We start from the raw sequence: 14273 nt of genomic DNA, 5'->3' as shown, positions 1-14273 counted from the left end.
AAAATGGGAATGGGAGCGAGCATCGTACTGGGCGCCATTGCCGATGATTTCACTGGGGCGACCGATCTTGCCAATAACCTGGTGCGCGGTGGCATGCGCTGCCTGCAGGTGATTGGCGTGCCGCAAGAAGAGATCGACCTCGCTGATATCGATGCGGTGGTCGTGGCGCTCAAATCCCGCTCCTGCCCGGTAGAGGGAGCAGTTAATGATTCGCTCGCTGCGTTAGATTGGCTGCAAAAGCAGGGTGCCCGGCAGCTGTTCTTCAAGTACTGCTCCACCTTTGATTCTACCGATCAGGGCAATATCGGCCCGGTGGCGGATGCGCTTCTCGAAGCCCTTGGATATAGCCAAACCGTGATGGTGCCTGCGTTTCCGATTAATGGCCGCACGGTCTACCAGGGCCATCTGTTTGTGGGCGACCGCTTGCTCAACGACAGCGGTATGCAGCACCACCCACTGACCCCCATGCAGGACGCGGATCTCGTGCGAGTACTCTCCCGCCAAACGCCGCACTCGGTGGGCTTAGCCAACCGCACGGTGCTGGTTCAAGGCGCAGACGCGACCCGTACTCACTTAATGATGTTGGCAGATCAGGGGGTTCGCCATGTTATTTGTGATTCCTTGGACGAGCAGGATTTGGAGATTCTGGCTGAAGCTACCGTTGCGATGCCTTTAGTTACAGGCGGTTCTGGTTTGGGGCAGGCGCTGCCCGCTCAGTACCGTGCCCAGGGCTGGCTAGACACGATCAGTGAGCCGGGGCGTTTATCGCCTGCTACGGGCGGAGCGCTGGTGCTCTCCGGCAGTTGCTCCCAGGCCACGCTGGCCCAGGTGAAGGATTTTCTGGCCAAGCACCCTGATGGTGGCTTCGCCCTTGATCCCTTGGCGTTGGCCGAAGGAGGAAAACAGCAGGAGCTGGCGCTGGCATTCGCTCGGCAGCGGCTATCTGCTCAGGCGCCGGTATTACTTTACGCATCGGCTGTTCCCGACAAGGTGGGGGCAGCCCAGCAAGCCTTGGGGGTAGAGCGTGCAGGCGCGCTGGTGGAAGAGGCGCTGAGCCAGTTGGCTGTCAAGCTTGTAGATGAAGGCGTTGGCCGGCTGCTGGTCGCCGGGGGGGAAACGTCAGGTGCAGTAGTCTCGGCGTTGGGCATTACCACCCTGCGCATTGGTGCGCAGATCGACCCTGGCGTGCCCTGGACGCAAACCCCAATGGCGGGTCGCGAAGCGCCGCTTTCTCTGGCGCTGAAATCTGGCAACTTTGGTGGCGTCGACTTCTTTACCCGGGCGTTTGAGGTGCTGGTATGAGCATCCACTTACATCGCCATCCCCAGAACAGTTTGCGGGAACAGATCAGCGCTCTAGGGAAATCGCTGTTTGATCGCGGCCTGACCATGGGCTCCAGCGGCAATATCAGCGTGCGGCTAGACGATGGCGGCTGGCTGATGACACCCACCAACGCCTGCTTGGGGCGGCTGGATCCTGCGCGGATATCCCATCTTGATAACAACGGCCAGCTGCTGAGTGGCGATAAGCCCACCAAAGAGCAGTTTTTGCACATGGCAATGTACGAAGAGCGCCCTCAGTCCGGTGCGATTGTTCACCTGCACTCCACTCACTCGGTGGCGGTCTCTTGCCTGCCCGATGTGAATCCCTGTGACTGTATACCACCACTCACTGCCTACTACGTGATGCGGGTGGGCAAGCTACCGCTGGTGCCGTACCACATTCCCGGCGACCCAAAACTGGGCGATGCAGTGCGGGGATTAGCGGGGCAGCATAGCGCGGTGCTGCTGGCCAACCACGGCCCAGTGGTGGCGGGGAAAACCCTCGAGGCAGCGGTATATGCCACCGAAGAATTGGAAGAGACCGCCAAGCTTTACCTGCTGTTAAGGGGCGAAAACCCGCGAGGGCTAACGCCGGAACAGGTGGCGGAGCTGGAAGCACGCTTTCCACGGGATTAACGACACACTTAACAAGGTCGTACTTAACAACAAGAGCATCACGATGATTCGATTAGCCGCCAACCTCAGCATGCTGTTTAACGAGCACGCCTTTATGGATCGCTTTGCCGCCGCTGCGAAGGCGGGCTTTAAAGGCGTTGAGTACCTGTTTCCCTATGCGTTTTCTCCGGAAGAGCTGCATCAGGCACTGCAAGAAGCTCAGCTGGTGCAAGTGCTGTTTAATCTGCCTCCAGGCGATTGGGATGCAGGTGAGCGAGGCTTGGCAAGTTTGCCGGGTCGAGAAGGGGAGTTTCGTGACTCGGTGGTTGAAGGGCTACGTTACGCTGAAGCGCTCAACTGCCCTCGGGTGCATGCCATGGCGGGACTGCTCCCGGAAGATGCCGATGCTGCGACCCAGGCTGAACACCACGCCATTTATATTCGCAATTTGCGCTTTGCTGCGAGTGAAGCGGCCAAGGTTGGCCGGGACATACTGATCGAACCGATTAATACGCGCGATATGCCCGGCTTTTTTCTCTCTCGCCAGGCCCAGGCCATGGCGGTATTGGAAGAAGTAGGGGCAGAAAATCTAAAGCTACAGTTTGATATTTACCACTGCCAAATTATGGATGGCGACCTGATTCGCCACCTTGAACGTCAGTTCAGCGCCATTGGGCATATTCAAGTCGCAGGCGTCCCCGGGCGCCATGAGCCTGACGTGGGGGAGGTGCACTATCCCGCCATCTTCGAGCGCTTAAGCGCACTGGGCTATGACGGCTGGGTCGGCGGCGAGTATCGACCCGAGGCCGGCACTCGCGCGGGGCTGGGATGGGGCGAGGCATGGGGCCTAACCACCCACTGATCCAACTGAATGAACAATAACAACACCATAACAGGATCCTCACGATGCATATTGTCATTACCGGTGCTGCTGGGTTTCTCGGCCAGCGTTTAGTCAAGCAACTGCTTGAGCGTGGTGAGCTTCAACAGCAACCAATTACCCGGTTAACGCTACTTGACCAAGTGGAAGCGCCGCAGCCCGCGGCGGGAAGCGTTGCTGTGACATCAGTGGCGCTGGATATTACCCAACCCGGCGCGCTGGATAGCGTGTTAAAGCAGCGGCCCGACGTTATTTATCACTTAGCCGCGGTCGTCAGCTCCGCGGCGGAAGCCGATTTAGAGCTTGGCATGCGGGTTAATTTCGATGCCACCCGGGCGCTGCTGGAAGGCTGCCGGGAGCAGCAACTCACCAATACCCGCTTGATTATGGCCAGTTCCGTGGCGGCTTATGGCGGTGAGTTGCCGGAGGTGCTGGATGATATGACGGCACTCCATCCGCAAAACTCCTATGGCGCCCAGAAAGCCATGTGCGAGCTGCTCATCAATGATTACAGCCGCCGAGGGCTTATCGATGGCCTAGTGCTGCGCCTGCCGACGATCGTGATTCGCCCCGGCCGGCCTAATGCCGCGGCCTCAAGCTTTGCTTCCAGTATTCTGCGTGAGCCACTCAAGGGCGAAGAGGCGGTTTGCCCGGTGCCTACCGAGCTGCCGATGTTTGTGATGTCACCGGGCAGAGTGGTGGCGGCGCTGATTCATGGTGCGGAGGTGCCACGCGAAGCTCTGGCGCCTTTTCGTGCCTTTATGCTGCCGGGTATTACCGTCACGGTGGCCGATATGCTGGCAGCACTGCGGGATGTGGCCGGCGAGAAAGCGTTTGCGCTGGTACGCCATGAGCCTGACCCGCGGATTGAAGCCATTGTGGCGAGCTGGCCGGCGCGTTTTGACACCGCGAAAGCCAAACAGCTTGGTTTTGTTGGCGATGACAACTTTAAACAGATTATTGATGCATTCGTTACTGAACCGTCGTGAGTTCCGGTCTGCCGCATGCGGCAGACAACAGCCTGGGGCGACGCTAGCAATAGCGCGTGTCGCTCCACACTCCACCCTCACAACAACATAAAGAGGGCACTTCAATGACTAAGCAACACTCTACAACGACACCCACAATTACACGCCATGCTCTGGTGGCGGCGATTAGCGGTATTGCTACCGTCGGACTTGCACTACAAGCCCATGCGGCGACGGAAGTGAACCTGGGGCACACTCTTTCTGACAGCTCCCACTACTCAGTGGGCGCCGACGCCTTTAAAGAGGCGCTGGAGCGTTTGTCGGATGGCGAGTTCACGGTGACCGAGCACACCTCGGGGTCGCTGGGCGGCGAGCGGGAGATGATCGAAGGGTTGCAAATTGGCACCGTCGATGTGGTGATTACCTCCACCGGCCCGCTGGGTAACTTCGTTCCTGAAACCTATGTGCTCGACCTGCCTTTCCTGTTCGAAAACTACGACCAGGCGCGCTGCGTGCTGGATAGTGAGCTTGGCGACGAACTACTGGAAAAAATGGGTGATCACGATTTGATCGGCCTGGCGTGGACAGAAAATGGCTTTCGTCACCTGACCAATAGCCAGCGAGAAATCGCCACACCGGCAGATGCCGAGGGCCTGCGCGTGCGCACCATGGAGAATGCGGTGCATCAGGAAGCATTTCGCCAAATGGGGGCCCGGCCAACGCCTATGGCTTTCCCGGAACTGTTCACCGCACTTCAGCAAGGCACCGTCGATGGTCAGGAGAACCCAATTACCGTCATCGTGGCGACTAATTTCTGGGAAGTTCAGGATTACCTATCGCTAACCGGACACGTCTATTCGCCGGCCATCGTACTGGGGTCACCCATTCTGCTCGACGGCTTAAGTGACGAAGAGCGTGGGTGGTTTAAGGAAGCCGCTGTCGCATCTGCTGAAGCAACCCGTGAAGAGGTCTCGCGGCTAGAGCGTGAAGGTGTGGCGCTGCTGGAAGAGAACGGTATGACGGTAAAGACCGACATTGATGTTGCTCCTTTCCAGGAAGCGGTTCAGCCCGCCTATGAGATATTTACCTCTGAGTACGGAACCGAAATGCTGGAGCGCATTCAGGACAAAGCCAGCAGCTGCTGAGTGCTTCTTTCTCCCCGGCCTTCGGCGTTGCTGGAGGCCGCTTTGGCATGGTGATCTCTTATGCTAGCGGTATTTCTTCGTTTTGAGCATCAGTTAACCCGGCTTGCGATGCTGATCGCTGTGGCGATGCTGGCGATATCGGTGACCCTCAGCTTTTATCAGGTGCTCACCCGCTTTGTGTTTAACGCCCCCTCTACCTGGACGGAGGTCGCCTCCCGCGCCGCCATGATCTGGTGCGTATTTATGGCCGCTGCCGCCACCTTCCGGGGCGGTTACATGATGGCGGTGGAAGTCGTTTATAAAGTGGTGCCTGCACGTTTTCTTACCCTTTTAGAGGTGCTCATTGTGGTGTGCTGCCTGCTGGTGCTTGGGGTGCTTATCCATTACGGCATCCAAATGACGATGCGGGTGAGCAATCAAACCATGTCGGGAATGAATATTTCGATGTCTTGGGCCTATGCGGCGATTCCCACGGGTTCAAGTTTTGCCATTGTGGCTGTTGCGGCTCGGCTTTTAGCGCAGCTCAGTGGACGTGAAAAGGTAGGGCCAGAGAATAGCGAAATTACCCCTGAAAAGGCGTTGGTTGAAGATGGCCACCTCCCTAAAGGAGGGGCGCAGTCATGAATATGGTTATTGGCCTCTCGCTGATCATTCTATTCACCTTCGGCGTGCCGATCGCGATTTCGATCATCCTGGCATCGATTATCGGTATCGAATTCTTCACGCGTCTGCCGCTGTTGTTGGTACCGCAGCAGATGTTTATCGGTATCGATAAATTCCCGCTGATGGCGATCCCGTTTTTTATTCTTGCCGGGAATTTGATGGCCGCAGGGGGCATTTCCCAGCGCTTGGTGGACTTAGCCAAATCTATCGTGGGGAAGGTGCAGGGTGGCTTGGCGATGTCCTGCGTGCTGACCTGCATGATGTTTGCGGCGGTGTCAGGCTCCAGTGTGGCCACCACCTTCGCGATTGGCGCCATCCTGATTCCGGCGATGGTGAAACATGGCTACCCTAAGCCCTTGGCTGCCTCCATTCAGGCGTCATCCGCTGAGCTGGGCGTGCTTATACCCCCGTCGATTCCTCTCATTCTGTATGGCGTGAGCACCGATACGTCCATTGGTCAGTTGTTCCTTGCCGGCATTGGCCCCGGCATTTTGATTGGCAGCGCGCTGATACTCTTTCTCTACCTGTTCTGCAAAGTGCGCGGGTACGGCAAGGACGACTATAAAGACAGCACCGGCTTTATGATATCGGTAAAGCGCGCCTGGGTGGCGATGCTGATGCCGGTGGTCGTGATTGGCGGTATCTATGGCGGGATATTTACCCCCACCGAAGCCTCCGCCGTGGCGGTATTTTTTGCCCTGCTCGTCGGCGGTTTCTACTATCGCGAGCTGAAGCTAGATGACCTATGGCCGATTATGCGCCAGAGCGTTGTCTCTACCGCTGCGGTCATGCTGATCATCGCCGCCGCCTCGCTGTTTAGCTTTCTGCTCAGTCGAACGGGGCTGCCCGCGCAAATTGCCACTCTGGTCACCAATACCATCAATGACCCGCTGATGTTTCTGCTGGTGGTCAATGCGCTGCTGCTGGTTGTCGGTATGTTTATTGAAACCTCCGCCGCCATTCTGGTGTTGGCGCCGATTTTGACCCCGATTGCAATGCAGTTCGGTATCCACCCCGTCCATTTTGGGCTGGTGATGGTGGTTAATCTGGCGCTTGGCATGATCACGCCGCCGCTAGGCGTAAACCTCTTTGCTGCCTGTGCGGTTGCCAAAATCTCGATCGATCAAATGCTGCCATGGCTGGTGCGCTTTGTGCTGGTGGTGCTGGCCTGCCTAATGGCGATTACCTATATGCCGTGGATTTCCATGGGGCTGGTGACTGCTTTTTACGGCTAATCCCGCCGTTTTTAACGGCAATAGAACAATCATAATAAGAGGAGTGCGATATGCCAGATGCATTAACGTTGCCACCTCAGCAGGCGCTGGTGGCTGGAGAGTGGGTGAACACCACCGCGACGCTTCAGGTGGAAGCCCCGGCCAGTGGTGAACCGCTGACTCGTATTGCCCGTTGCCAAGGAGACGATGTAGAGGCAGCGGTACAAGCTGCACGACGGGCCTTTTCTGGCCAGCTAGGTGAGTGGGCCCGGTGGTCTGCGAGGCAGCGCAGCGAATGGTTGCTACGCTTTGCAAATATTATCGAGGCGCACCATGAGCAACTGGCACAGCTTGAGTGTGCTGATACCGGGAAGCCCATGACTCAAGCCAGAGGCGATATTGGTGCTTGCGCACGCTACTTTCGCTTTTATGGCGGGGCGGCGGATAAACTTCACGGTGAAACCATCCCCTTTGAGACCGACTTCGCGGTAATGACCCTGCGTGAGCCCTACGGCGTGTGTGCGCAAATTATTCCCTGGAATTACCCTTCGCAGATCTTCGGGCGCTGCGTTGCGGCGGCGCTGGCCGCAGGTAATACCGTTGTGCTCAAGCCCGCAGAGGATGCCTGTTTGAGCGTATTGCGTTTAGCGCAACTGGCAGTGGATCATGGCCTTCCGGCGGGTGCTCTCAACGTAGTGCCAGGGCTTGGCGCTGAAGCGGGCGCTGCCCTTGCTGCCCACCCCAACATTGATCACCTCTCCTTTACCGGCTCGCCAGAGACCGGCACCCATGTCGCCCAGGCGGCCGCGCAGCACCATGTGCCCGTCACCCTGGAACTTGGCGGTAAGTCTCCCCAATTAGTGTTTGCTGATGCGGATCTCGATACAGCGCTTCCTGCGGTGGTGCGCGGCATTATCCAGAATGCCGGGCAGACCTGCTCCGCAGGCAGCCGCCTGCTGGTGCAGCGGGAGATCGCTGAGAGCGTAGTCGCTAACCTCAGCGAACGCTTCGCTGCCCTGCGCTGCGACGCAGGCGAAGCGGACGCTGACTGTGGCCCACTGATCAATGCGCGTCAAAAAGCCAAGCTGGAAGCGCGCTTGGCCGCCGCCGAAGCCGACGGTATCCACGTGGCGGCAAAAGGCCAGTTAGCGGTGAGCGCGCCAAGTGGCGGCCACTTCGTCATGCCCCAATTACTCACCGATATTCCTGAGGGGCATGAAGTGCTTCACGAGGAGCTTTTTGGCCCAGTGCTGGTGGTGCAGGTGTTTGAGGATGAAGCCGAAGCGCTGGCGCTGGCTAATGCCACCGATTTTGGCCTCTGTGCCGGTATTTGGACACGGGATGGTGGTCGCCAGCTCCGTTTGGCTAAAGGTATTCGCAGTGGCCAGGTATTTATCAACAACTACGGCGCCGCCGGTGGCATAGAGCTACCTTTTGGTGGCGTTGGTCGCTCCGGCCATGGCAGAGAGAAAGGCTTTGAAGGTCTGCGTAGCTATACCCGAATTAAGACGGTTGCTATTAAGCACGACTAATCACCATTAATGGAGCAATGACAATGACAACATCACGCCAAGTAGGCATCGTCGGCGTAGGCCTTATGGGGCATGGGATTGCCAGCAGCCTGCTGCGCGCAGGCCACCAAGTCAGCTTTCTTAATCACTCGGGCAACCAGCCCGTAGATGACCTGCTGGCCGCCGGTGCCACCGCGTTGAATTCAGGCCGAGAGGTAGCACAGAGCGCTGAGGTAGTGATTCTGTGCGTGACCGGCTCACCCCAAGTAGAAGCGGTGCTATTTGAACCTAACGGCGTTTTGGAAGGGCTAACGCCCGGTAGTATTGTCGTGGACTGCTCCACTGCCTTGCCCAGCTCAACAGAAAACGTCGCTGCCAGAGTCACAGAGGCGGGTGGGCGCTTTATGGATGCGGCCATGACGCGCACCCCAAAAGAGGCGGCGGAAGGGCGGCTCAACTTGATCGTCGGCGCGCCGAAGGCGCTGTTTGATGAAACGCTGCCACTATTGGAAGGCTTTGCCGAAAACATTGCCCATGCGGGCGAGGTAGGCGCAGGGCATACCCTTAAACTGCTGCACAACTTTGTCTCTTTGGGATTTTCGGCAGTCTTGGCCGAGGCTACAGCGGCATCTCGTAAAGCGGGTATTAGTGATAGCGCATTGCTGGAGGTATTAGGGGCTGGAGGCGGAGGTGGCGTCGTGCTCGAACGGCTGCGCCCCTATATCGCTGATAATGATCCTTCAGGCTTTAAGTTTAGCGTTGCCAATGCCAGCAAAGACCTGGGCTACTACCATACGATGACCGAAGATCTCGCCGTAGAGGGAGGTATCGCTGAAGCCGTCCGCAACCTGTATCAATCGGTAGAGGATCAAAATTTGCCAATACCCGCGCTAATCGGTGTGCTAGAGCGGCGTTAAAACAGGTCGTGACTTTTTTCAATGGGCTGTGTTTGGCCTAGGTATTCCCATACGCCGCCAAAAACACATCCACGGCGCTACTGACCTGGTGATGCAGCTCTTCATCGCTGGGGAGGTGGCGAACGCCCATGCGGACTTCTGTGACCAGCATGCCTTGCCACATACTGCACAGGTGGTTGGCGGCAAGCGTGGGTACGCCAAGCGTTAAATGCCCGGTCTGGGCTAGCCCCTCCAATCTCTCCTGCAGCCACTGCTTAGTGGCCCAAGGGCCTGCCTCAAAAAAAGCCTGTAGCAACTCAGGGTGCTGCTCTCCCTGAGTATTCATCACCCGCTCAACCGCCAAGACATGGGGCTCCAACAGAAAGTGCACTAAGCTCATGCCGACGTCGATCAGTGATTGGCGAACCCCCTCGTGGGTATCGGGCAGCTTATCTAACCCCCTGCGGATGGTTTCAGTTTCACGACGGATCACACTGCCAAACAGTGCCTCTTTGGTCACAAAGTGGCCGTAGACTGTGACTTTGGAAACACCCGCTTCTCGGGCAACGGCTTCCATCGTTACCCCCTCTAAGCCGTAGCGAAAAAACAGACACGCCGCCGCATCCATCATGGCATCTCGTTTAGCCATATCCTTGGGTCGGCCAGCGCGGCGCTTTGGTTCAGGCGATGTATGTTGTGGCTCTGTCATCCGGTGCAATCCATGCCCATTGAGTAAATAAATATTGAACGTGAGCGTACAAATATTATAGTGAACGGTATCGTTCAAGAATAAACCATTTCGAGGCCAACATGGGCACTCCTCTAAAAACTTCCTGGAACCACCGGTTTCGCGGCATGCTGGCAGCGCTGTTGATGGTAGGTGCCACACTGGCGACGGTGTTTTTTCTATCCAGTCAGCACAGCAGTGCTCAGCAGGCCCGCCAGCAAGGCGCTGATAACTCCCTGCTACAGGTGGCGACCGAGGCCCTGGAGCAAGCCGAACAACTGCAACGCGATGTACGCTTAACCGGACGTGTGGTGGCGCGCCAGTCGGTATCACTAGCGTTTGAACCCGCGGGCCGGGTCAGTGCTGTGTCAGCAGACAGAGGCGATGCGGTTGAACAGGGGGATGTGCTTGCCACGCTGGATACCCGCCGCCTGGAAAGCCGCTTAGCGGAGGTAGCCGCGCGCAGCGAAGAAGCGCGCGCTAGTCTTGCCCTGGCTCAGCGCCAGGAGGAGCGTGAAGCGCAGCTCAACCAGAATAACTTTGCCAGCCGCACGGCGCTGGATCAGGCCCGGACAGATCGACTGACTCTCCAGGCTCGCTTGGCGGCGCTGGCAGCTGAGCGCGATAGCCTTACCGCCGATTTGGATGACAGTACGCTGAAAGCGCCCTTTGCCGGACGAGTGATTGAGCGCCATGTCAGTGTCGGTAGCCTGGTGAGTAGCGGTACTACCGCTTTCGATCTTATCGATATCGGGCAGTTAGAAGCGCACCTTGGCCTACCCGCCGCGCTGGCCGCGACGTTTACTCCAAATGAGGCCGTTGAGCTGAACGTCAATGGCGAGGAGGTCAACGGGGTGGTGCGTGCCCGGCTCCCCCAGGTTGATAGCGACAGCCGTACCCAGACGCTGGTGGTAGCGCTGGAAGCCCCAGACCACGCCGTGCCCGGCGATCTGGCAGAGTTGCGCTATACCATCACAGAGCCCGCAAGCGGCTACTGGGTGCCGTTGGATTCCCTGCAAGCCGCTGACCGTGGCCTGTGGAACGTACTGGTGGCTGAGCCGCTAGAGAACGATCACTACCGTGTGGCCCAGGCCAGCGTGGAACTGCTGCATAGCGAAGGCGACCAAGCCTTTGTACGCGGCACACTGGCGCCGGGCATGCGGCTGATTACCAGTGGCACCCACCGTGTAACGCCAGGTCAGCAGGTCACGCTAAGCGAGGAAGTGGCCTATGAAGCGCCTTGAGTGGTTATTTAACCGTCGACTGTTAGCGCTAGCCCTTGGCCTTCTCGTTGTCGCCGGGCTATCGGCCATTCAAACGTTGCCACGCGCGGAAGACCCCCATTTGGTGGCGCGCATGGCCACTGTTCTCGCGCCTTTCCCTGGCGCGACCCCAGAGCAGGTCGAAGCCTTGGTGGCGCGACCCATTGAGGATGAACTACGCACTATCGCTGAGATTAACGTGCTGGAATCCACCTCACGCCAGGGCATTGCAGTGATTAGCCTTGAGCTTGAGGACGAAGTGACTAACGTGACGCCGGTGTGGAGTCGCGTGCGCGACAAACTGGCCGATGTCGCCCCTACACTGCCTGACGGCGTGCAAACGCCGGAGCTGCTGGATGATCGCGGTTACGCATTTAGCATCGTGGCCGCACTGCGCTGGACGCTGGATTCCCCACCCAACCCCCAACTGATGGAGCGCTACGCTGAACGCTTGGAAGCAGCGTTTAGAAACGTTCCGGGCACGGAGTATACCCACCGCTTCGGTGTGGCGGGGGAGCAGGTAGAAGTAAAGGTTGACCCGCTTGAGCTGAACGCCTTGGGGCTCTCCGTCGGGCAGTTAGCGACCACCATTGAGGCAAGCGATGGTCGGCGTACCGCAGGTGAAGTGGTGTCCGACGGTCACCGGCTAACGGTGGGTTTAAGCGGCGAGTTCGATGCGCTCGATAGGCTACGCGATATAGAAGTAGCGACTCGTCAAGGGCAAACCGTCAGGCTTGGCGAGTTAGCCGAGCTACGCCGCGGCGTGCAAGACCCGCCAGCGGCGGTGGCAATGCTAAACGGCGAACGCGCGGTGTTTGTGGGTGCACGCATGGCCCCTGGCCAGCGTATTGATAGCTGGGTGGAAAAAGCGCAAGAGCAGTTGGCGGTATTTGCCGATGAGTTGCCTGTCGGTATCGCGGTTGAAGAGGTTTTTGAGCAGGCCAGTTACACCAACCAGCGCTTAAGTGACGTGGCAGGCAGCCTGTTGATGGGGCTAGTGCTGGTGGTGGCGATCCTGTTCCTCACCATGGGGTGGCGCTCGGCGGTGACGGTGGGATTGGCGATTCCCGCCACGGCCCTGCTCACCCTGGCGCTCTTCAAGCCGCTGGGTATCGATATCCACCAGATGAGCATTACCGGCATTATCGTGGCGCTGGGGCTGATGGTCGATAACGCCATTGTGATGACCAACGCCCTGCGCGAGCGTTTTTTAAACGGCGATTCAGCGCTTGCCGCTACCCGGGACACACTGCGCCACTTAGCGGTGCCGCTGCTGGCCAGCACCTTAACCACTATATTGGCGTTTATGCCGATTGTGCTGATGCCAGGCCCTGCGGGGGAGTTCGTAGGGCCCCTGGCCATGGCGGTGATGGTCGCACTGGTAAGTTCGTATCTGGTTTCGTTGCTGCTGGTGCCCGCGCTGTCACCCATGCTGTTAGCCAGGGTCGCTGATAAACCTCCAACGCCTCGAAATAACGGCGTCAGTGGGATGCTCAAGCGCGGCTTCCGCCGCACGGTACGCAGCGCGCTGCGTCACCCCTGGGCCGCCATGATCATCACCCTGTGCGTACCAGTGGGTGGCATGGCGTTGATGCCTACGCTGGACGTGGCGTTTTTTCCTCCCGCAGACCGCGACCAGTTTCACATCGAGGTGCGCCTGCCTCCCGCCAGCAGTATGGCCAACAGCGAAGCACTGGCGCATGAAGTCGAGGCGATGATTCGTGAGCTGCCGGGCATTACCCGCGTTTCGGCGTTTGTCGGTGAAAGCGCACCGATGATGTACTACAACGTGCTCACCAATGAGGATAACAACCCAGCGTTTTTGCACTTGGTGGTGGACACGGCATCTTTACAGACCACGAATCAACGAGTGCCCGCTTTGCAGCAGGCGCTTGATCAGCGTTTCCCCCAGGCCCAAAGCGTGGTGCGCAAGTATGAGCAGGGCCCACCCTTTAAAGCGCCGATTGAACTTCGTGTCTATGGTGATGATCTAGCGGTGCTCTCTTCGCTGGGGCTTGAATTGGCGGGCCTAATGCACCAACTGCCTCAGGTGACTCACGTGCGGGCGGGCATGCAGCGTGATTTGCCCCGGTTAACCTTGGATATCGATCACACTGCACTGAGTGATGCGGGGCTAACGCCGCAGCGGCTAGCGGAACAAGTGGGGGCCGCCCTCTCGGGGCAATCGGCAGGCATGCTGCTGGAAGACACCCAGCAACTGCCGGTGCGGGTGCGCTACGCCGATGAGTGGCGCACTAACGCCGAACAGCTGGCGGCGCTGCGCTTGGTCAGCGACCAAGTGGCTGAGGGTCTGCCACTGGCAGCGGTGGCAGAGGTGTCGCTCACGCCTGCCTGGAGCGTGATTACCCGGCGTAACGCGGAACGGGTACAGTTGGTACAAGGCTACCTGGTGGCTGATGCTCTGCCAGCGGTCTCTATGGCCCAGTTGGATGACAAACTTCAGGCGGCGCTGGCGTCGGGGGCGTTTAAATTGCCTTCAGGTTACCGTATCGAAACCGGTGGCGAAGCCGCCGAGCGTGATGAAGCCGTGGGCCAGTTGCTCGCCTCGGTGGTGTTGCTGGTCATCGCCATGGTGGCCACCGTGGTGCTGGCCTTTAATTCCTTCCGGAGGGCCGCCATTGTGTTTATTGCCGGAGCACAAGCGATGGGCATGGGCATCGTGGCACTGCTGCTAAGCGGGCATGCGTTTGGCTTTGTGATTATCGTCGGCATTATGGGGCTGGTGGGGGTGGCGATTAATGCCACCATTATCATTATTGCCGCCTTTGATGACGATGAAGCCGCCCGTCGAGGTGATATCGATGCCATGCTGGCGGTGATCAGTGGCCCCACCAGTCGACATATCGTTTCGACCACGATTACCACTTTTGCGGGTCTAATACCGCTGATGGTGGCTTCAGGAGGTCTTTGGCCACCATTCGCGCAAACGGTTGGTTTTGGACTACTCTTAGCGACGCTAGTGTCGTTTTTCTTTACCCCAGCGCTTTACCGGCTCTGGATATCACGGCCAACTGACGTTTAGCACCGTGACCTCACGACTATTTTACAA

Annotated in this window: 12 protein-coding genes; 11 read left to right on the top strand and 1 reads right to left on the bottom strand. The window is 58.3% G+C overall.

Translation table 11 applies throughout. The features are described from left to right. Nucleotides 1-3 precede the first annotated feature (3 nt). The 9 genes from otnK to ACFIOZ_RS19330 all read left to right on the top strand — a co-directional run bounded on the left by otnK (nt 4) and on the right by ACFIOZ_RS19330 (nt 9235). Nucleotides 4-1302 (top strand): 3-oxo-tetronate kinase, encoded by a 1299-nt coding sequence (otnK, locus tag ACFIOZ_RS19370; RefSeq protein ID WP_386080549.1) that lies wholly within the window; start codon nt 4-6, stop codon nt 1300-1302. After that, nucleotides 1299-1958 (top strand): 3-oxo-tetronate 4-phosphate decarboxylase, encoded by a 660-nt coding sequence (gene otnC / locus ACFIOZ_RS19365; protein ID WP_386080547.1) that lies wholly within the window; start codon nt 1299-1301, stop codon nt 1956-1958. The genes otnK and otnC overlap by 4 nt, the downstream gene beginning before the upstream one ends. A gap of 43 nt (nt 1959-2001) precedes the next feature. Then, nucleotides 2002-2799, top strand: coding sequence for a 2-oxo-tetronate isomerase (gene otnI / locus ACFIOZ_RS19360; RefSeq protein WP_386080546.1), 798 nt, complete (start codon nt 2002-2004; stop codon nt 2797-2799). Nucleotides 2800-2843: 44 nt separating this feature from the next. Next, on the top strand, nt 2844-3806 hold the full coding sequence (gene denD / locus ACFIOZ_RS19355) for a D-erythronate dehydrogenase (RefSeq protein WP_386080544.1): 963 nt from the start codon (nt 2844-2846) through the stop codon (nt 3804-3806). Between the two features lie 104 nt (nt 3807-3910). Further along, the gene (locus ACFIOZ_RS19350; RefSeq protein ID WP_386080542.1) at nt 3911-4930 is read left to right on the top strand and encodes a TRAP transporter substrate-binding protein; all 1020 of its coding nucleotides are present in this window, start codon (nt 3911-3913) and stop codon (nt 4928-4930) included. Nucleotides 4931-4990: 60 nt separating this feature from the next. Then, on the top strand, nt 4991-5554 hold the full coding sequence (locus ACFIOZ_RS19345) for a TRAP transporter small permease (protein ID WP_386080540.1): 564 nt from the start codon (nt 4991-4993) through the stop codon (nt 5552-5554). Beyond that, a complete protein-coding gene (locus tag ACFIOZ_RS19340; RefSeq protein ID WP_386080538.1) occupies nt 5551-6828 on the top strand; it encodes a TRAP transporter large permease in 1278 nt (425 codons plus the stop codon). Before ACFIOZ_RS19345 ends, ACFIOZ_RS19340 begins: the two co-directional genes overlap by 4 nt. Before the next feature lie 50 nt (nt 6829-6878). Next, nucleotides 6879-8339 carry an aldehyde dehydrogenase family protein gene (locus ACFIOZ_RS19335; RefSeq protein ID WP_386080537.1) on the top strand — a complete coding sequence of 487 codons (1461 nt, stop codon included), beginning with the start codon at nt 6879-6881 and terminating at the stop codon, nt 8337-8339. Nucleotides 8340-8362: 23 nt separating this feature from the next. Then, nucleotides 8363-9235: an NAD(P)-dependent oxidoreductase gene (locus ACFIOZ_RS19330; protein ID WP_386080535.1), complete on the top strand. Its 873-nt coding sequence runs from the start codon at nt 8363-8365 to the stop codon at nt 9233-9235. 37 nt (nt 9236-9272) lie between these two features. Here the strand turns inward: ACFIOZ_RS19330 and ACFIOZ_RS19325 are convergent, their stop codons facing one another. Further along, entirely contained in the window at nt 9273-9923 is a 651-nt protein-coding gene (locus ACFIOZ_RS19325) for a TetR/AcrR family transcriptional regulator (protein ID WP_386080534.1), read from the bottom strand. Nucleotides 9924-10024: 101 nt separating this feature from the next. Between ACFIOZ_RS19325 and ACFIOZ_RS19320 the strand changes: the two genes are divergently transcribed. Next, entirely contained in the window at nt 10025-11185 is a 1161-nt protein-coding gene (locus ACFIOZ_RS19320; RefSeq protein ID WP_386080532.1) for an efflux RND transporter periplasmic adaptor subunit, read from the top strand. Continuing rightward, nucleotides 11172-14246: an efflux RND transporter permease subunit gene (locus tag ACFIOZ_RS19315; RefSeq protein WP_386080531.1), complete on the top strand. Its 3075-nt coding sequence runs from the start codon at nt 11172-11174 to the stop codon at nt 14244-14246. Before ACFIOZ_RS19320 ends, ACFIOZ_RS19315 begins: the two co-directional genes overlap by 14 nt. Nucleotides 14247-14273: the final 27 nt, after the last annotated feature.

It is taken from the genome of Vreelandella sp. F11 (assembly GCF_042466685.1).
In the GTDB taxonomy this organism is placed as follows: Bacteria; Pseudomonadota; Gammaproteobacteria; order Pseudomonadales; family Halomonadaceae; genus Vreelandella.
The sequence above is the reverse complement of the archived record's forward strand: the minus strand, read 5'-3'. Positions and strand labels throughout refer to the sequence as shown.